18 protein-coding genes are annotated in these 19,815 nt (G+C 40.1%); 10 read left to right on the forward strand and 8 right to left on the reverse strand.

The genetic code is table 11. The features are described 5' to 3' along the window. Positions 1-204 precede the first annotated feature (204 nt). Positions 205-477 carry an HU family DNA-binding protein gene (locus HQQ94_RS20820; protein WP_012326932.1) on the forward strand — a complete coding sequence of 91 codons (273 nt, stop codon included), beginning with the start codon at positions 205-207 and terminating at the stop codon, positions 475-477. 74 nt (positions 478-551) lie between these two features. Here the strand turns inward: HQQ94_RS20820 and HQQ94_RS20825 are convergent, their stop codons facing one another. Next, positions 552-2,837 carry an FdhF/YdeP family oxidoreductase gene (locus tag HQQ94_RS20825; RefSeq protein WP_173296217.1) on the reverse strand — a complete coding sequence of 762 codons (2,286 nt, stop codon included), beginning with the start codon at positions 2,835-2,837 and terminating at the stop codon, positions 552-554. A 17-nt stretch (positions 2,838-2,854) separates the two neighbouring features. Next, positions 2,855-3,655 (reverse strand): formate dehydrogenase accessory sulfurtransferase FdhD, encoded by an 801-nt coding sequence (gene fdhD, locus HQQ94_RS20830; protein ID WP_217274085.1) that lies wholly within the window; start codon positions 3,653-3,655, stop codon positions 2,855-2,857. Between the two features lie 334 nt (positions 3,656-3,989). Between fdhD and HQQ94_RS20835 the strand changes: the two genes are divergently transcribed. The 4 genes from HQQ94_RS20835 (at position 3,990) to HQQ94_RS20850 (ending at position 8,185) form a co-directional block, all read left to right on the forward strand. After that, complete coding sequence (locus tag HQQ94_RS20835) at positions 3,990-5,510, forward strand: YifB family Mg chelatase-like AAA ATPase (protein WP_173296218.1); 1,521 nt, start codon at positions 3,990-3,992, stop codon at positions 5,508-5,510. A gap of 112 nt (positions 5,511-5,622) precedes the next feature. Next, a complete protein-coding gene (locus HQQ94_RS20840) occupies positions 5,623-6,531 on the forward strand; it encodes an acyltransferase (RefSeq protein ID WP_173296219.1) in 909 nt (302 codons plus the stop codon). A gap of 4 nt (positions 6,532-6,535) precedes the next feature. Then, positions 6,536-7,456 carry an acyltransferase gene (locus HQQ94_RS20845; RefSeq protein WP_173296220.1) on the forward strand — a complete coding sequence of 307 codons (921 nt, stop codon included), beginning with the start codon at positions 6,536-6,538 and terminating at the stop codon, positions 7,454-7,456. A 354-nt stretch (positions 7,457-7,810) separates the two neighbouring features. After that, a complete protein-coding gene (locus HQQ94_RS20850) occupies positions 7,811-8,185 on the forward strand; it encodes a hypothetical protein (RefSeq protein ID WP_173296221.1) in 375 nt (124 codons plus the stop codon). A 56-nt stretch (positions 8,186-8,241) separates the two neighbouring features. Here HQQ94_RS20850 and HQQ94_RS20855 read toward each other — a convergent pair whose 3' ends face one another. Then, positions 8,242-9,333, reverse strand: a complete 1,092-nt coding sequence (locus HQQ94_RS20855) for a branched-chain amino acid aminotransferase (protein WP_173296222.1) — start codon at positions 9,331-9,333, stop codon at positions 8,242-8,244. A 486-nt stretch (positions 9,334-9,819) separates the two neighbouring features. Here HQQ94_RS20855 and HQQ94_RS20860 point away from each other — a divergent pair, with 486 nt between their 5' ends. From HQQ94_RS20860 to HQQ94_RS20870, 3 genes are all read left to right on the forward strand, one after another. Next, positions 9,820-10,440 carry an outer membrane beta-barrel protein gene (locus HQQ94_RS20860; protein WP_173296223.1) on the forward strand — a complete coding sequence of 207 codons (621 nt, stop codon included), beginning with the start codon at positions 9,820-9,822 and terminating at the stop codon, positions 10,438-10,440. A gap of 541 nt (positions 10,441-10,981) precedes the next feature. Next, positions 10,982-12,118, forward strand: coding sequence for an RCC1 domain-containing protein (locus HQQ94_RS20865; RefSeq protein ID WP_173296224.1), 1,137 nt, complete (start codon positions 10,982-10,984; stop codon positions 12,116-12,118). Between the two features lie 408 nt (positions 12,119-12,526). Continuing rightward, positions 12,527-12,730, forward strand: a complete 204-nt coding sequence (locus HQQ94_RS20870; RefSeq protein ID WP_173296225.1) for a cell division protein ZapB — start codon at positions 12,527-12,529, stop codon at positions 12,728-12,730. A gap of 27 nt (positions 12,731-12,757) precedes the next feature. On the opposite strand, the gene HQQ94_RS20875 is transcribed toward HQQ94_RS20870, so the two are convergent. The 5 genes from HQQ94_RS20875 to HQQ94_RS20895 all read right to left on the reverse strand — a co-directional run bounded on the left by HQQ94_RS20875 (position 12,758) and on the right by HQQ94_RS20895 (position 16,494). Beyond that, positions 12,758-12,970 (reverse strand): DUF1107 domain-containing protein, encoded by a 213-nt coding sequence (locus HQQ94_RS20875; RefSeq protein ID WP_173296226.1) that lies wholly within the window; start codon positions 12,968-12,970, stop codon positions 12,758-12,760. A gap of 237 nt (positions 12,971-13,207) precedes the next feature. After that, positions 13,208-13,819, reverse strand: a complete 612-nt coding sequence (locus tag HQQ94_RS20880) for a thiol:disulfide interchange protein DsbA/DsbL (protein ID WP_173296227.1) — start codon at positions 13,817-13,819, stop codon at positions 13,208-13,210. A gap of 131 nt (positions 13,820-13,950) precedes the next feature. Continuing rightward, the gene (locus tag HQQ94_RS20885; RefSeq protein WP_173296228.1) at positions 13,951-14,946 is read right to left on the reverse strand and encodes a serine/threonine protein kinase; all 996 of its coding nucleotides are present in this window, start codon (positions 14,944-14,946) and stop codon (positions 13,951-13,953) included. Next, positions 14,943-15,236, reverse strand: a complete 294-nt coding sequence (locus tag HQQ94_RS20890; protein WP_173296229.1) for a DUF3630 family protein — start codon at positions 15,234-15,236, stop codon at positions 14,943-14,945. The genes HQQ94_RS20885 and HQQ94_RS20890 overlap by 4 nt, the downstream gene beginning before the upstream one ends. Positions 15,237-15,693: 457 nt before the next feature. Next, positions 15,694-16,494 (reverse strand): hypothetical protein, encoded by an 801-nt coding sequence (locus HQQ94_RS20895; protein ID WP_173296230.1) that lies wholly within the window; start codon positions 16,492-16,494, stop codon positions 15,694-15,696. A 505-nt stretch (positions 16,495-16,999) separates the two neighbouring features. Here HQQ94_RS20895 and HQQ94_RS20900 point away from each other — a divergent pair. Beyond that, the gene (locus tag HQQ94_RS20900) at positions 17,000-19,069 is read left to right on the forward strand and encodes a S9 family peptidase (RefSeq protein WP_173296231.1); all 2,070 of its coding nucleotides are present in this window, start codon (positions 17,000-17,002) and stop codon (positions 19,067-19,069) included. 107 nt (positions 19,070-19,176) lie between these two features. Next, positions 19,177-19,731: a YSC84-related protein gene (locus HQQ94_RS20905; protein ID WP_173296232.1), complete on the forward strand. Its 555-nt coding sequence runs from the start codon at positions 19,177-19,179 to the stop codon at positions 19,729-19,731. The last annotated feature ends 84 nt before the right edge of the window (positions 19,732-19,815 follow it).

Genomic DNA, 19,815 nt, shown 5'->3' on the forward strand with positions numbered 1-19,815 from the left:
TAACCTAAACACTTAACATTTACGAAGAGATCACTCAACTCATCATTAAAGAACGTTTTTTACACGATTTTTAACCAGAAAAGAGAGTCATTACACTGAAAGACCTTTTCATATGGTATATCTTATGGCATGTTAGTGATTGCAATTACAAAGAATACAGTGTGATTGGTATAATTAAATCTACCGAAAGAAGAGACTATTCAAATGAATAAAACTGAACTTGTTGCAAAAATGGCTGAGCATGCGGAACTGACTAAAGCAGAAGCTGCACGTGCATTAAAATCTTTTGAAGAAACTGTTACAGAAGCAATGAAAAACGGTGATAAGATTTCTATCGTTGGATTTGGTTCTTTCGAAACGTCAAGTCGTGCTGCACGTACTGGCCGCAATCCACAAACTGGTAAAGAAATTCAAATTCCAGCAGCGACAGTACCTAAATTTAAAGCAGGTAAGACTCTGAAAGATAGTGTGAACTAAATATATCTTTCACTGTTGTAAATAAAAACCTCCTATTGGAGGTTTTTTTGTATTAACACTTCACCTCTAGCAAGTTACGTTAATATTTCAACCGCTATTGACTTAGATGTCGGTGTCCAGCTTACATCCCCTACGCTCCCCAAAGGCACGAGAGGATTCGTTTCAGGATAATATGCTGCAACATTACCTGATGGAATATCATACTCAATTAACATAAAATCGGATACCTGACGTATTTCTTTATCCGGCCACAGTGAATTAATCGTCACTTTGTCCAGGTGCGATAATCCTAACGCTTTTATATCTTCAGCATTCATCATTAACACTTTACGCTGGCCATAGACACCTCGATATCGGTCATCTAAACCATAAACCGTGGTATTGTACTGATCATGAGATCGTAAGGTCTGTAACACGAAAACAGGCTTATCTGTCAATTCATAAATTGATTGAGGGAAAATTGAATCTGGTAACCCATGGCTCATAATTTGTGCTTTATGGCTCATGGTATTCCATATATGTTGAGCTGCTGAATTTCCCAAATAGAAACCACCTGGCTGTTTAATTTTATCATTAAAATCAGCAAAACCTGGGATCACATCAGCAATTGCATTTCTAATATTGTCGTAATTTTCAACCATGTGAGACCAATTAACCGTATCACTCCCTAAGGTTGAAGCTGCAATACCGGCAATAATAGCAGGCTCAGATAACATGCCATCCAATTCACTTTCCACCACTCCTGCAGAGGCATGTACCATGCTAAATGAATCCTCCACTGTCACTTTCTGAGGCCCACTTAACTGCGTATCAATATCACTTCGCCCCAAACAAGGTAATATTAAAGCCTGCTTACCCGTAATTAGATGACTTCTATTTAGCTTAGTTGCAATATGCACCGTTAAATCACAGCGGCTTAATGCCTCTTCGGTGAGTCTAGTATCAGGGGCTGCGGCGGCAAAGTTTCCACCTAAACCAATAAACACTTTACTCTCACCTGACAACATAGCGTGAATCGCTTGCACCACATTATGGCCAGGCTCTGTCGGTGGCGAAAAGCCAAATTTTTGCTCAAGACGGTTCAGAAACATAGGATGCGGTTTCTCGTTAATTCCCATCGTTCTGTCACCTTGTACATTGCTGTGACCCCGAACCGGACATAAACCAGCCCCAGACTTACCGACCTGCCCACGTAACAACTGTAGATTCGTCAGCTCTTGAATAGTCTGCACAGAATGTTTGTGCTGAGTCAGCCCCATTGCCCAAGTACAAATAACACGATTGGCATTCACATGAACGTTAGCCGCTTGCGCTAACTGTGCTTGACTTAACCCTGACTGCTCGATAATTTGACTCCAACTCGTGCGCTCAACCAATTCAAGGTAATTAGCCAGCCCATCACAATGCTTAGCAATAAAAGTATAATCAAATACACCTTCACCACCATCGGCTTTATCAGTGATATCTAACACTAACATGGCTTTAACCATCCCCCTGATCGCTGCCATATCCCCCCCCAATTTAGAGGTAAAATAGACACTACTGATAGGTGTTGACCCATGAGTTATCATCTCAACTTTATCTTGGGGGTTGGCAAAACGCTCTAAACCTCGTTCTTTTAAGGTGTTAAAAGTGATAATTTGTGCACCTCGACGAGACGCTTTATGCAGAGAATCCAACATACGAGGATGATTACTACCCGGATTTTGACCAAACACAAAAATAGCATCTGCATGTTCAAAATCAGCAAGGCTTACCGTCCCTTTGCCAATCCCAATAGACTCTGTCATTGCGATCCCGCTCGCTTCATGGCACATGTTAGAGCAATCAGGAAGATTATTGGTCCCAAACAGCCTAACAAATAACTGATAAAGAAAAGCAGCCTCATTACTGGTGCGTCCTGAGGTATAAAATTCAGCTTGATTTGGGTTATCTAGTCCATTCAAGCTCATTGCGATTAATTCAAACGCATCCGGCCAAGATATCGATTCGTATTGATCAGTATCAAGGTTATAGACCATAGGCTCAGCGAGACGTCCTTGCGACTCAAGAAAATAGCTATCTTGTAATTTAAGCGTACTGACACTGTACTGTTGGAAAAAATCAGCTTTAACCCTTTTACTGGTCGCCTCCCAATTTACCGCTTTAGCCCCATTTTCACAGAATTTAAAATGTCCTTGTTCACGGCTTTCCCCCCAAGCACATCCCGGACAATCAAAGCCATAATCTTGATTCGTTTTCAGTAAATTCCTAATATTATTAGTAACATTTTCGCTTTTTATCAGTTGCTTTGCTGTACTAGCTAACGCGCCCCAACCACCAGCCGCATGTTTATATTTAGCGATTCTTTTTTTTATCATGGTATGTTCTCAGCTAATTAATCACCTCGGTTATAAATCCTTGGCGCGTCTTTTTTTGTAAGATGAATTAAATTAATATTATGTTGTTGTGCCCAATATACTGCCAGTGTCGTTGGAGCTGATAAACACATTAAGGTCGGAAATTCAGCGCGGGCTATTTTTTGAATTAACTCATAGCTACAACGACTGGTCATCACAACAAAACCCTCGCTTGGATCAAGCTTATTAGCCACCACATACCCAATCATCTTATCCAACGCATTATGACGGCCCACATCCTCCCGGCAAACTTTTATCTCTCCAGAGTGGCTGACAAAAAAAGCAGCATGCAAGGCTCCTGAAATTTTGCCATACTGTTGCCAATCTCTTAATTTAGGCTCCAATTCATCAAAAACCTTCGCATCAGGCAGCACGCTTTTAGCGACTGGTTTAGCTGGAACCAATAAGTTTTTCAAGGCTTCATGGCCACAAATACCACACCCAGTTCGCCCGCTCAATTGGCGTCTATGTATTTTTAATGCTGCAAAGTCTCTCTCATTAATCATCACATTGGCTTCAATCCCCATTGCCGTCATCTTGTATTCAATGTCTTTAAGACTGATGGCTGAGGAAATAATGTTTTCAGATAAGGAAAAGCCTAAAATAAAATCATCTAATGCGATTGGTGTAACCATCATCACAGCATAATTAATGTCATTATAACTAATAGCTAATGCAACCTCGATCACCAATTCAGCTCTACTCAGCCCATTATCAACACATTCAAAATTTAAGGCTCTACTTGCTGCAGACTCATATTCAGTTACATTCTGAGACACTTTTCTACGACCATTAGCAATAATTTAATGACACTACACACTTTTAATATCTGAGAGTCAATAGTTAACAGCCACACTTTCACCCAACATTTATTATAATTAACAGTATGATTCCTATCTATTATATCGATATAAAATGGCAGTCCTGTTTCTGTCAGTAATACTGACACCAAACCCGTCTCACGCCCCATTAAGATTGAGAAAGGTTAACGCACAAAAAGATTACCTCTCATCATTGCATCTCTATCGACCGTAAAAGGTTTACCCTGCTACACTAAACTACAAACAGAAACTCCCTAAATTCACCCATGTAATTAAACAAAAGGATTTGTTTATGGCCATCGCCTGCGTCGCTACCCGAGCCAGTAAAGGAGTTGAGGCTCCTGCCGTAACGGTTGAAGTACACCTCAGTAATGGTCTTCCTGCATTTAATCTGGTTGGATTACCCGAAACCTCAGTGAAAGAAGCAAAAGAGCGAGTTCGCAGCGCCATTATCAATGCTGGTTTCGAATTTCCCACGAGGAGAATTACTGTTAACCTAGCGCCAGCAGATTTGCCTAAACAAGGAGGCCGCTATGATCTTCCCATTGCCATCGGAATATTAGCCGCGTCAAAACAAATCCCCAACAATGCTTTGAAAAATCATGAATTTGTTGGTGAACTAGCCTTATCTGGACATATCAAACATAGCCATGGTCTCTTCCCCGTCATTGTCGAGGCTCGTAAGCAGAACACTGAACTCATTGTCCCTTTGGATAACCGCGCAGATGCAGAATTGGTTGGGTATAATAAAGTTCATTTCGCCTCTCATCTTCACACTGTCAGCGAGTACCTGCATGGCCAAGCTCCTCTACCCGGTATAGAGTCAGGCTTAGAGTGGATAGAAAATGACATTGTACAGCAGGCTTGCTTCAGCGAAGTCATAGGTCAGTATCATGCAAAGCATGGATTAGAGATAGCTGCAGCGGGTAATCACAATATTTTACTACTTGGTCCCCCAGGTACCGGTAAGAGTATGCTGGCTAGCCGCATGATACAATTGCTGCCTCCGTTAAGCTACGATGAAGCACTAGAAGTTGCAGCAATACATTCAGTTGCAGGCCATGATATTCATCCTAAAAAATTTTACACTCGTCCTTATAGAGCGCCTCATCATACTAGCTCAGCTATCTCTCTTGTCGGTGGTGGTGGCATCCCTAAACCTGGAGAGATCTCACTGGCTCACCGAGGGGTACTTTTTCTCGATGAAATCGTAGAGTTTCCACGAAAAGTACTTGACTGTTTACGTGAGCCCATGGAGACGGGGGAAATTGTGATCTCGCGCGCTGCAGCTAAACTCACCTTTTTAAGCCGTTTTCAGCTTGTCGCAGCGATGAACCCTAGCCCTTGTGGAGATATAGAAAATGCCAGAGCCACTCCTGATCAAATCCAACGTTACTTATCACGTTTATCAGGCCCCTTTCTTGACCGATTTGATCTCACCATTGACGTACCAAGACTACCTGCAGGTTCATTAACGCAAGCAGACAATCAATCTGAAACCAGTAGTATTATCGCCGCAAGGGTCAAACAAGCACGAGATATCCAACTGAACCGAGCAGGCGTCCTTAATGGTGAACTGACAAGCAAACAGCTCAAAGATCTAGGCCAGTTTAAACAAACAGATCTGCTCTTCCTAGAACAAAGTGTCAACAAATTAAATTTATCTACACGCAGTTTTCATCGACTACAAAGAGTCGCACGCACAATTGCAGACCTTCAACAGAGCCAGGAAGTGGAACGTAATCATATCGCCCAAGCACTTGGTTACCGCGCCATGGATAGATTACTTAATAACCTTAAAACGCCTTACTAACGATGATCCTAGTCATTTAAAAAGTAAAATGGCACTAATCTAGCACAACAATATTGAGCAAAAGCCTGACTAGGAGTAATATAAGTCTCCAATTTATATCGGGGGACATTACGTGGGTCGAATTAGTTGTTTAATCAGGGGATCACTAGCATTTGTATGCTTGGGAATAAGTACATTATTTTGGGTACTCCCTATTATCATATTAAGCCCGATTAAATTACTCCCTATACCGATGATTCGAACCATGATCTCATCTCTACTTGATAATTGTGCCACGACTTGGATTTCTATAAATGGGATCATTGAGCGCATTTTTCATCCCGTGGACATTCACCTACACGGCAATGCTGAACTCACACCTAAAGAGTGGTACATGGTGATAGCAAATCATCAGTCTTGGGTAGATATTTTGATTTTACAGCGTGTTTTAAACAGAAAAATCCCTTTTTTAAAATTTTTTCTCAAAAAAGAACTGATTTTCGTCCCCTTTCTAGGCTTAGCTTGGTGGGCATTAGACTTCCCATTTATGCGACGCTACAGCACGACACAGCTACGAAAAAACCCTAAGCTTAGGGGGAAAGATATTGAGATAACTCGAAATGCCTGCGCCAAATTTAAGTCTACCCCCGTCAGCATTATGAATTTTGTTGAAGGCACTCGATTTAAAACAGAAAAACATCAACAACAAAAGTCTCAATTTACACATTTACTTAAGCCCAAAGCGGGTGGTCTTGCTTTTGCATTATCAGCTATGGGCGATCACATCCATAAATTAGTTAATGTTTCTATCTATTACCCACATAAGATCCCCACTTACTGGGAATACATTAGTGGTCAGGTTAAAGATGTACATGTCCATATCGAAGTGACGGATATTCCAGCTGAGATGCGTGGTGATTATATTAAGGACAGAGCATTTAAAATCGCATTTCAAGAGCAGCTGAATCATATTTGGCAAGAAAAAGACCAAATACTGAACCAGTTAGCCCAAAAAAATACAGAAAATCACAAGGTACGATAGTCAGATGTTAAATTTTCTTCCTGCTTCAATACTCTATATCATGAGCTCACTGCTTTTAGCCATCAATACTACAGTATGGGCAGGTTTGATTAGCCTAGGCGGAATAGTCAAGCTTTTTATTCCTTTCATTGCTGGACGTAATGCTCTGACCAGAATAATGAATAAGTTTATGTGGGCATGGGCTACATGTAATGGTGGGATATTATATTTACTTGCTGATATAGAATGGGATATACAAGGATTAGAAAATTTAGATAAAAATAGTTGGTACTTACTGATTAGTAATCATCTCAGTGGTTTGGACATTGCAGTACAAACTTATGTATTACGTAATCATATTCCAATGCTTAAGTTTTTTCTTAAACGTGAGCTAATGTACATACCGTTTTTAGGCTTGGGTTGCTGGAGCTTGGATATGCCATTTATGAGCCGTACAAGCCCAACAAAACTAAAGAAACAACCTAAACTTAAAGGTAAGGATTTAATCGCGACTCGACGGGCTTGTGAAAAATTTAAAACCATGCCGACTTCTATCATCAATTATGTTGAAGGTAGTCGTTTCACCGAAGATAAACACGCTCGCCAAAACTCACCTTATCGCTACTTACTAAAGCCCAAGGCTGGCGGTATTGCCTTTGCACTGTCGGCAATGGGTGAACAATTTACTCATTTACTCAATTGTACCTTGGTCTACCCACAAACCAAGTCAGATCCACTGTCTGAAGTAATGCATGGCAAAATTAATAAAATTATTGTGAAAATAGAAGTATTACCTGTCCCAGAAGTTGACAATACACGCTATTTTTCTGAAGCAGCATACCGAGTCGAATTTCAGCGTTGGTTAAACCAATTATGGAAAGAAAAAGATGAACAAATACATCAAGTAATGCTTGAAAATGGTATAGAAAAGCAGGATAAAACCTAACAAAGAGTCGATATTAGTGCCTAAAAAACATTCATTAGGCACGACACAAAGTGTATGAGCAACGGTATCAGCACTATCTAGCGAATCACATTTAAAACACCTCCTCTAATCATCTTATTATTTTGATTCACCTTCTAACTTCTGTTACTAAAAAACAGTAACTCGTTTTTAAAATGTTTACAGTTAAACCTATCGATTTATAAGATGTTACTCACTCGTTTATAAAATAAAGCTGTTTATCCTGTAAAGGCTTATTTACTACATCAAATGCTCGATATGTCTGTAGAAGATCACTACTATCACGCCACTGTGAAAAATTAATATTTTGACACCACAAACTAAAAGTGACCCAGAATGGAACAAATCTTAACAAAAATATCAAGCGCGGTATTAATCATATTCATGTCAGGCTGCTCAACTTTTTTTCAGCCTCTCTCACATTCGTCAAACGTACTCAAGGTCAACTCAACTGAATTAGGCAACTATTGGCTAGTAAAAAGTAAAACGCTAGATTGGTCGGCTTTTCTGCGTAACAACCAAAAGAGTAGCTTTGCAGCGACATTTACGATTAATAGCGATGGCCAGATAGAACATTTATATCTGAAAAAAATTACAGGTGAATTTAAACCCGATGAAAAGATGTATGAAGATTTTTCTAAACAGACCTTCATCGCTACTTATTCTAATTATCGACATCAGCCAGTCACTGTGACCATGAAAATAAACTAGCTTTCAAAAAATGTAACACAAAACAGCATAAAAAAGGCGCAATAAGCGCCTTTTTGTTAATCCATACTACGTTGTACGCACTTCATCCAGCCTTCTGGGCTCTCAATGTTGCCCTTTTGAATATCTGTCAGTACTTGATATAAACGTCGAGTGTGATCACCAACCTGACCATTACCGACAGTGATCACTCTGTTATCTTCGAATATATAAGAACCGACAGGCGACACCACAGCAGCAGTACCAAAACCACCAGCCTCGATAATGTCACCCGACTCGATATCATTAATAAATTTATCTAACATCACCGTCTCTTGACGCACTTCACAGCCTAATAATTCACCTAACTCTAATATAGACTCAGAGGTAATCGATTTCAAAATGGTATCAGTAAACGATGGGATGATCACTGTGCCATCTTGTAATATATGGAAGTGATTCATTGCTCCTACTTCTTCAATCTGTGTATTACTCGCATCAAGATAAAGCACTTGAGCTGCACCGTATTCGGCAGCAGCTTTGCCTGCCTTCAATGATGCGGCATAATTCCCCGCCGCTTTTGAAGCACCCGTTCCACCAGAAACCGCGCGATGAAAACGTTCACTGATGAGCAAACGGATGGCTTTATTGAAGCCATCGGCATAATAAGGCCCACTAGGGCTTAGCATGACACAAAAAGTATATTGCTCACTCGGACTCACAGACAACCTGTCTTCGGTTGCAAAAATAAAAGGTCTGATATAAAGACAAGCGTCTTCCTGCATAGGAAACCAAAGCCTATCAACATCAATAAGTGCATTTATCCCCGCAAGTTGCATTGACTCAGGCAGGCTAGGAATACACAAAATATCAGCTGAGCGGTTAAGACGCTCTGCATTTTTGTCTAATCGAAAGGTGTAAATTTCACCATCATCATGTCTAAAGGCTTTAGCACCTTCGAACACAGATTGACCGTAATGAAGTGCAATCGCACCGGGCGCTATCTCAAAAGGTCCATAAGGGATCACCCTTGGATCGCACCACTCCCCATGACGATAATCCATTAAAAACATATGATCGGTTCTGAGGTTGCCAAAGCCCACGTTTGTTTCAGGCTCGAACTGCTCAGTACGGCGCTCTAACGCGGGCTTTAAATTATAATTTATTTGCATTGTATACCACCTTAAATACTGATGGAGCAGCCTATGCAGCGGTCATAAAAAAGTCAAGCAAAACGGAAGCTAGCCGCAAAATATCCACACCTTAGTCTGTAAAGTAAATACAACTCATATTCTGATTGCCACGCTAAATTTTGCCTTATATCAAAATAGTCATAAAAATAAATGAACATTCCAGCAAGATAAAAAAATAACAAAAAACCTTTAAATACAATACCTAAAATAATATCAAACTTAAACAAAATACAATGTGGATACAATAAAACCCCAATAAAAAACAACTACAACAGCCATTAATTCAAAATAAAAAACCAAAACCAAACAAAAAATACACAAAAGCAACAACAAATTTGCCTCGTACATTCTACTGACACTGTGTTCAGCCACTGTTCAGCAAACAGACTCTATTATGCACTCAAGCGAAAAATACGAAACAATTCCTAACCACATATTTAAGAGAGAGAGAGAGTGAGTCATAATATGAAAAAAACATCATTAACATTAGCAGCACTTTTAGTGACAGCCATATCAGCCCCAACCATGGCAGCAGACTGGTTTGTCGGTGGCGGAGTGGGCGCACAACAAAACACTTATGAAGCAACAAGCACTGCAAGTATGGGTCACGGGGATATTATGAACCCTATATACATCCCAGGTACTTCCGATAAAGAAGACTATACTGATGCCATCTATGAATTTCGCGCCGGTGCCTATTTAAATGACGAAAACCGCTTATACGGTACTTACTCGTACAATACTGATGACGGTTCTGATCAGCAGAGCCTATTATTATCATATGATTATCTCATTCACCTAAATGACAGTAATAGTCTCAACTTATTTGTTGGTGCTACTGTCGGTACTAACCATTATTCACCTGATGCAGATGATATCAGCTCAAGCAATAATTTTGTTTGGGGTGGTCAAACCGGCCTTATGTACCGCATCACTGACAGCCTAAGTACTGAAATTGGTTATCGTTACCTTAAGCAAGATGTAAGTGATACAGAACAGTGGAAAGAGAGCAATATTAACTATGAGGGAACTGTATCATTAGATAACTCACAGCAAGTTTATCTAGCTGTCGATTACCGTTTCTAAGCGAGAATCTGGCTAAATGAAGCCCCGCAAGGGGCTTTTTTGTGTCTAAACATAACATGAAGCTTACAGTGGCATATTGTCATAAAAAGCAAATAAACGTTAACACTATGATTTTAATCAAATAAAACCTTTAAATACAACTAAACAATCTTATATCCCTACTGACACTGTGTTCAGCCTACATCCCTATTTATGCCATCAAAATAATACTTGACACAAAAACATCTGCGATGAGTCCAATAGAGAGACTACTATTTCCTTTCGAGTACCGACAATAGTAAGGTATTCGAGCGTCTAATGATTGGCAGAGGTTTAACTTAGTAGTACACGTCGCTCAACTCGGTTAATAACGGGCTAACTCTTAATTTTATTAACTGAGCTAAACAAACATCAATAGCATGCTTACCCTAAAATACCTGCTGTAGCTGGTTTATATGAGAAGACACCTAAAGTTTTACCGAGTCATTCATGATTGAATTAACAGACAATAATGTTACCATTTAACACTCAATATATTAACACATAGGCATAAGTAGTAAGAATGCGTACATTTAAGTTGTTTAGCTTGATTTTAATATTAATAAGTAGTTCGAATATAAGCGCTGCAATACCTAGCACTTGGGAGCAAGTAGCACTTGGTTCGTCTCATACTTGTGGGATACTAAAAAATAAAGAAATTCTTTGTTGGGGACATAACTATTCTGGACAATTAGGTTTAGGAAGTGAAGTCAGTGAAACAAGACCGCAACGACTCAACATGACAGAAAACCCTAAAGCACTCACGTTGTCAGGCTCCCATTCTTGCGTGTTGCTTGAAAATAATATTGTTAAATGTTGGGGAGAAAATAGTAGGTCTTTATTAGGTAATAAGCTTCATAGATTGGTGACTCCAAACAATTTAAATATAGCTGATAATCCAAAGGCCATTATCATGGGGAAAACTCATGCTTGTATGACTTACTTCGATGATAAAGCTAAATGTTGGGGCAATAATTTTTTTGGGCAATTAGGCTCTGGAACAACCAGTCCTAGCAGGACACCAATTAGAGTAAATACTCATGATAATATAAAACAGATAGCAATTGGAAACCTGCATTCTTGTATGCTATCCGATGGTGGAGAAGTACACTGTTGGGGAAGTAATTATTTTGGTCAGTTAGGGATCGGGTTTTCACCTCAGCAAAACCAAGATACTCATTCGTATACGTCGCCGCAAGTTGTAGACTTAGGCGAACAGGCTAAGCAAATATCCCTTGGAGCAGAGTATAGCTGCGCCTTACTAGTGGATGGTAAAGTGAAATGTTGGGGCAAGAATCAATATGGACAATTAGGCTTAGGCTATACCCATGTAAAAGCCAGACCTCAGCTCCTTAGTTTACTCGGTTCAGTTAGGCAAATAGCACTTGGTGATGAGCATGCTTGTGCGCTTATCGAAAATGGCCGAGTTCAATGTTGGGGAAATAATGAGTATGGACAAATAGGCATAGGTAATACAGATAATCAATCACTGCCACAGACAATACTGCTTAGAAGCAATGCTAAAACACTCGCATTAGGTAAAGGCCACAGCTGTGCTATCTTGGACGATGATACTCTACAATGCTGGGGGGACAATATTTACGGGCAGTTAGGCATTGGCAACACGCAAATACAGGTGACGCCACAAAATATCCTGTGATTTATTAATGCTAGCTACCTTAAGCAAAATGCCAGTGAGACTTATAGCGACGAAACTTTTACAGAGACATTATCATTAGATAACTCACAGCAAGTTTATCTAGCGAGAATCTGGCTAAATGAAGCCCCGCAAGGGGGCTTTTTTGTGTCTACACTCGCTAACACTAAACCTGCAGCTACCAAATTAAGCGGTCTTTGTGGCCAATAAGACATCAAGACTCTCGGCTCCATAAGCATGATTTTTTTCTAAAATCACCGTAAGAATAGTAAAGTATTAGAGGAATCTAAGAAATACATCCCATGTAAGCTAAATTCTCGATTATTTTTGTTCACTTAGCATAATTAACTTTTCACTACTGTCATTGCACTGATAGAATCAAACTTCAATTGAAAAACTACTGGGACTCCCATGAGCCTTGAACTACTGTCAAAACTGGAGACAAAAATCCAGACAGCACTTGAAACTATCGAGCTATTAAAAATGGAGCTTGAAGAAGAAAAACAAAGAGGAATTGGCCTAACTGAGCAAAACCAACAACTCAGTCAAGATCTCAATTCTTGGAATGAAAAAGTAACTGGACTCGTTGGCTTGTTAAATGAAGAAGTGAACTAATCGTTCAAAATGATACGAATGCGAAGATTAAGCTATCTTCGCTTCGCTACTTTGCGACTCAATTAAATCATTGAGCTCAATAACAGCTTCCTTGACCTCAGGTAAACTTTTTCTAGGAAGTAGAAACCTGCCATTATTAAATTCTAATCTACCTAAGTCTTTTACCCAAATCACTCCAGATAAAAATATACGTGCATGCTTAACAATAAGCTTTGGTGAATAGAGAGGGAAAAATCTCACATAGGCCTCCTAATTATTGCTTTCATAGTTAATTATGAATTATTCTCAAATATTTGACCGAGATTAACCACGAAAGTTGCATTAAATAATATTCATAATTGTAACAAATTAAAGATAAGATCATGATTAGTTAATATTTAGCGACTTTAAGATTACTAGTTTACGCAATAAAAAAGGAGCCTAAAGGCTCCTGTCGTAAACATGCGATAAAACAGTCATTATGACTGTCGTTTAATATTACTTCATCGATGTTAAATAATAGGCAATATCAAGCAGTTCGTCATAAGATTTAATTGCGCCGGTTTCAACACGATACTTGCCGTTAACAATAAGCGCAGGCACACCTGATATTTTAGAATCCTTCGTGGCATGTTCCATTTGTGACACCTTCGCACTGACCATAAATGATTCAACGGCAGCATCAAACCGCTTACCTTCTACACCATTGGCAATGAATAACTGACGTATATCGTTACGGTTTGTAAAATGTTGCTTTTTCTCATGAATAGCAGAAAAAAGTGCATGTTCGATTTTTTCATCCACTTTTAGTTGACGCGCAACGGCAAAGGCATAAGACATCTCTTTACCCATTTCCCCACCAATAAAATCCACGTGATTCTGTTTAAATACAACACCTTCTGGAAGCCCAGCCTTAATTTTTGGCACTTCATTCTTGGCAAAATTAAAACAGTGAGGGCAATAAAATGAAAAATACTCGGTAATTTCAGGCTTAGTCGTTGCTGGACCATCATTGATCACGGTGTAATGTACTCCCTCTTTGTAATCAGCAGCAAGTGCCACCATAGGAGACATCAATAGAGCAGCGACCATCAATAATGTTTTTTTCATGATAATAATATTCCTTGTTGACGCGATCATCTGCGTCGATTTTAATAATTTTCAACTAAGATAATAGTCATTGGAGACTATCTCAAGTGTAAAGTTCAATCTTGTGTGACAAGACACATATTTAACCTATTTTAATAACTCGGTGTTAGTGTTAATGGTGGCTCATTTAGTACCGCAAGTTGTTCCTTAAACGACAAGATCTGCCCTTCCCAATACTTCTCTTCGCCATACCATGGAAAATTCATCGGAAAAGCAGGATCATCCCAACGACGACTAAGCCAAGCATTATAATGCAGCATACGCATGGCTCTTAATGGCTCAATGAGTTGAAGTTCTTTGGCATCAAAATCACAAAATTCTTCGTAAGCCTCAAGCAAAATCTCCAACTGGAGTAATTTTTGTGGTCTATCTCCGGTGATCATCATCCATAAGTCTTGAATCGCAGGACCTGTACGTGCATCATCAAGATCTACAAATCCTGGGCCATCAGGCGTCCACAGAATATTGCCAGGATGAAGATCGCCATGCAAACGAATATGTTTAGGGTTTTGTTTACTCCAAATCTCTTTCGACTTATCCAACACCTGTTCAACAATTGTAAAATATGGCAAAGCAAGAGAAGGAGGAACATGTCCAGATCCCTTTAGCCATAATAAAGATTCATCTCCTAATACTTGCGGATTAACCAAGTCACGGTGAGTAAACTTTTTCTGTTGCGAAAATTGATGTATACGTCCAATAAAGCGTCCTGTCGCTTCAAGGTGCTCTAAGTTATCAACCTCAAATGAACGCCCTCCTAAAGAAGGGAAAAGAGCAAATCGAAAGCCTTTATATTCATGTAAAGAATGACCATTAATGATCACAGGCGTTGCTACGGGGATCTCTTCATCAAATAAAGCTTGAGAGAAATCGTGTTCCTCCTGGATCTGTACATTACTCCAGCGTTCTGGGCGGTAAAACTTGACGACATAACGGATACTACGATCGCAACGAAATTGGTATACCCTATTCTCATAGCTATTGAGTGGCAACAAACCTGTTTCAGGGTAAATACCCAGACTTTCTATAGCATCTAAAATTAAATCAGGCGTTAATGACTGATAATGAAAACCCGAACCTTGGCTCATGTGTGTCGCCCCAACAAATTAGCCAGAAACTCTAGCACTTCAAAATCATCATTTTGCTCAACGGATAACCAGCAAACATCACCATAAAATTCATAATTGAGCTGTATATATGTACCTTCGAATTCAAGCAACCATTGGTATCTATCCGCGCCCCATTGACGCTCTATGACCTTTGCGTCTATCGCCACAGCTAATGGCTCTGCAAATAACTCAAATGCCTCAAAGTCTATTTTTGCTTGAATAGATAAACTATTCGACTCTGGGATGAGTAGTATTGAATCTAACTTCATTAATGACATCTCTTTAAAACGATAACTTAGCTACATTGCTTACTATTTCACCATTGCAAACCTATTACAACTCACCCATTATGCTATTAGGCAGGTACGAAGTGACTAAGTAAAATGTGTAAGCTAAGTTAACTGTTATCAGTACAATTTGCCAATGACGGCACTGAAGCGTTGGCTATTTTACTCGCTCAAACTTGATCACCACAGCTCATTTCATCGACCATTGTTTTGCAGTGTACCACAAACGAATAAGTCACCACTTGACTCGACTAAGCTCGCCTCATTATGTTAACCAAACCTAATAAAAAAGCTCAACAGCCCTGCACTGGATGCCAATATCATTCTAAAAAAAAGCGAACCTCTGTTCGCCTTACGTTATCTCCACGCCATTTATCGGCATGCAGAAAATACACTATGAGATGGCTTTGACATATATTATGCCACTTAAAATGCCCCTCTAGTTTGTTTGACTCGCTTTGCCCTTCGCTTTATCGATACGATTAATGCGTCCTTCAAATCCGGTGACGGTTCCGTCAGTCAATCCATAACTTATGGCTTTGTGGCAAAGTGCTATCGCATCATCAAACATACCAATATCGCTGAGCAGTGTTGAAAGGTGCATAAAACCAACACCTTTGGTATTTGCTGGTGCTCCCAAAGATGAGAACAGGCTGAGATACTCAGAAGTTAATCCTGCGCCATAAGTCGAATATTTTATTTGTTTACGCTGCTTATAGCATTCAGCAACTGCCGCCAATATCGCTTGATGTTTAATTCTACCATCAGATGTCGCTCGATACTCTACCAAAGCCTGAGCTAATTGAGTGCTCATCCATGCTTCATCTGGCTCTGGCTCTGGCTCTGGCTCTGGCTCTGGCTCTGGCTCTGGCTCTGGCTCTGGCTCTGGCTCTGGCTCTGGCTCTGGCTCTGGCTCTGGCTCTGGCTCTGGCTCTGGCTCTGGCTCTGGCTCTGGCTCTGGCTCTGGCTCTGGCTCTGGCTCTGGCTCTGGCTCTGGCTCTGCAAGAATATCAGCTTTAATCGTGACATCTGCAATCACTATTTCTGCCGAAACGACATCAACATTTTGTTCTTCAACTGCGGCGACTTCACTGTTAATCCCACTCTTAATCGGAGGAGTATCACACGTCTCTTTCTCAACCGGAGTTGTTACTTCCTGCTCGTCTTCGGCTAGTCGTTTAGCTCGTCTATAAAGATAAACGCCTAACACAACCAATAAAAAAATGGCTATATATTTCATTATCATCCACCTGTGATTAACTGCTAACACTCATATTCAAGTTCTATTTCACTTACTCTCGTATGTACAACTAGTAACAGATTATTATTAATTCATTCTCTTGCTATAGATCAAGTCATTACCTATTTTTTATTCCAACTTATCACGTTCATACACTTTAATTACTCTTACCTTTCGCTTGGTTTAATCAATTAACCAACAAGGTGGTTAAATAACACCAGATAACTAAACATACGCTGATGAATATCACCGTACAAGCAGCAAGCTATATTCAAAGTCAAAATATAGATAAACATACACATTATTATACCTAACAATTTGACTAGATGGGCATAAATTCAGTAATAATTAACGACCGACACCCAGATCAATTGGCACGCCAGAGTTCACTGACCTCAATGATAGAAAAGAAAAACAAATATATTGATATTTTTTAACACTCCTCATTTAAGCTCATATCATTTTACGCTATGGTGTCGGTAAATAATAAAAAGAAGGAAGTGGCATGAGAAAACTAACTCGCCTCAGTATGTTGGCTGCTATCACCACCAGCATATTCGCATCAAGCTCATCAATTGCAACGACCGCAAGAACTCACACCATCACCATCGATGATTTTTTCAATATTGGTGGAATGAGCCATGTCCAACTCAGCCCCAATGGTGAACATGCTATGTGGCTAGAATCTCGCTGGGATAAAGATCTCGATAAAAGCCAACAAGATCTTTGGCTACTCGATACCAAAAGCCAGCTACCAAAACGAATGACATTCACTAATGAAAGTGAATCCAGCCCTCAATGGAGCCCAGATGGTCAATATATTTACTACCTACGCAAAGTAAAACAAGACCAGACTAAGGTTCCTCATAAAGAGAAACCTCAAATATTTAGACTATCTGTCAATGGTGGTGATAATCAACCAATGACAACAGAAATTGACGGCATTACGCACTTTCAGTTAAGTAATGACGGTAAAAACCTCTACTTCTTAACCACAAAAACAATCCAAGATAAAGATGAATGGGCATCAATGCGGACTGCACATTCTACGCCTAAATATGGCCACGGTGAACGTAAAACCAATCCACTTTACCAACTTGATCTACAGCATTTCAAACAACAGCTATTACTCGATGATGATAAAGTGGTATGGGATTTTAAGGTCAGTCCTGACGGCAGTAAAATTGCTAGGATCACGACCAATGATAACGAACTCGTTCACCTCGAGGGTTGGTCTGACATCGAAATCTTTAACACTAAAACACAAGCCAGCAGCACATTGATAGATACTCAATGGCGAGACAAGGCCCCATCTCCTTATGGCTGGCTACTTGGGCTAGCTTGGCAAGATAACAGTACCGACTTAGCCTTCAGAATCGATTTTGATGGTCATCCTGGTCAACTCTATATCGCCAACACCACCGCACTTGACAAACCTGCTCTTGAAATCAAACCAAGCGGCGATGTTACATTACATTCTAGCGACATAAAATGGCGACCGAATAGCCACGAAATTTGTTATCGCGGCGCCGACCATGGCCGCATAAAACTCTTTTGTACTGAAATAGACGATAACAAGCAAAAAGAGACACGTAACGTCATCCAAGGTGATAGGGTTATCGGTAGCTATAGCTTTACCCACGATGGAAAAAAGGTGGCCTTTAGTCACAACGGTCTCGATCACTTCGCTGACATGTTTATTGCCGATGCCAATAGTCAACACACTAGCCCGAAACGTCTGAGTCATATCAATCCACAAGTCGACAGTTGGAAATTACCTCAAATTTCAATCGTTAAATGGACTGCACCTGATGGCACTCAAATCGAAGGTATCTTAGATCTGCCTGCTGACTACACAAAAGAAGAGGGTCCGCTGCCGTTAATTGTTCAACTACACGGCGGGCCAACTGCGGCGACCCCATATGCACTGCAGCATCGCTCATACGGACGTTCAACTTTCACAGCCAATGGTTGGGCACTGTTATCGCCTAATTACCGTGGCTCTACTGGTTATGGCAATAAATTTATCACTGATCTTATTGGTCAAGAGCACGTTATTGAAGTTAATGACATAATGTCTGGTGTCGATCACCTGATAGCAAAAGGCATAGTCGACGGCGATAAAATGGCTGTGATGGGTTGGAGTAATGGTGGCTACTTAACCAATGCGATTATTAGTACCAACCAACGTTTTAAAGCAGCCAGTTCAGGTGCAGGTGTCTTTGATCAAAATCTACAATGGATGCTAGAAGACACACCAGGTCATGTGGTCAACTTTATGCAAGGTTTACCTTGGGAAAAACCCGATGCTTATCGCCATGGCTCATCTCTGAGCCACGCAGATAAAATAAAAACCCCCACTTTAATTCATATTGGTGAGAAGGATCAACGTGTCCCATTAGGCCATGCACAAGGACTATATCGTGCACTTAAACATTACCTTAATGTTCCCGTTGAACTTGTCGTCTACCCTGAAGAGGCTCATGGCTTAAGTCAATACCAACATAAAAAAGCTAAAATGGAATGGGATCAAAAATGGTTCAATCACTATACCTTAGGCAAAGAGATTAATTAACGATTGACTGAACCTAAGCTGACATAGCCATAAAAAAGCGCGTTAAATGGCGCTTTTTTTATTTCAGGTAGGTATGCTAACTCCACAAGCTTAAAACAGAGTCTATTATGACAAAACGCATTTTAGCAATATGCCTAATTATCGGTTTTACGTTCACCCAAACAGTGCTCGCTGACGACATATATCCAGATACAATCGCCAAGTTTAAACAAGCCAACGATACACATAAGTTTTTCGACAATGCTTACGGTTATGCTATTTTCCCAACCGTCGGAAAAGGGGGATTTGGAATCGGTGCTGCTTACGGTAAAGGCAAAGTTTTTCGTGATCAAGATCACACAGGAAATACAAGTCTAACGCAGTTATCTTTGGGGTTTCAGATCGGAGGTCAAGCCTATAGTGAGATCATTTTCTTTAAAAATGCCGCAGCCTATGAAGCGTTCACCAGCGGCAGTTTCGAATTTAATGCCCAAGCTTCAGCTGTTGCTATTAACATAGGGGCTAATGCACAAGCAGGTACTACAGGTAACTCTAGCGGTGCTGGTGACAAGATGGCTAAAGCTTCGTACATCAATGGAATGGCTGTCTATACCATGGCTAAAGGTGGATTAATGTTCGAAGCAGCATTAGCTGGCCAGTCATTCACCTTCGAAGAAAACTAATAGGACTATGCTGTTAGGTTAATTTATCGGTATGTAATACTACTGATAAATTAACCTAAATAATGATATTGCAAGGATCGAGCA

The organism is Shewanella sp. VB17 (assembly GCF_013248905.1).
GTDB lineage: Bacteria > Pseudomonadota > Gammaproteobacteria > Enterobacterales > Shewanellaceae > Shewanella.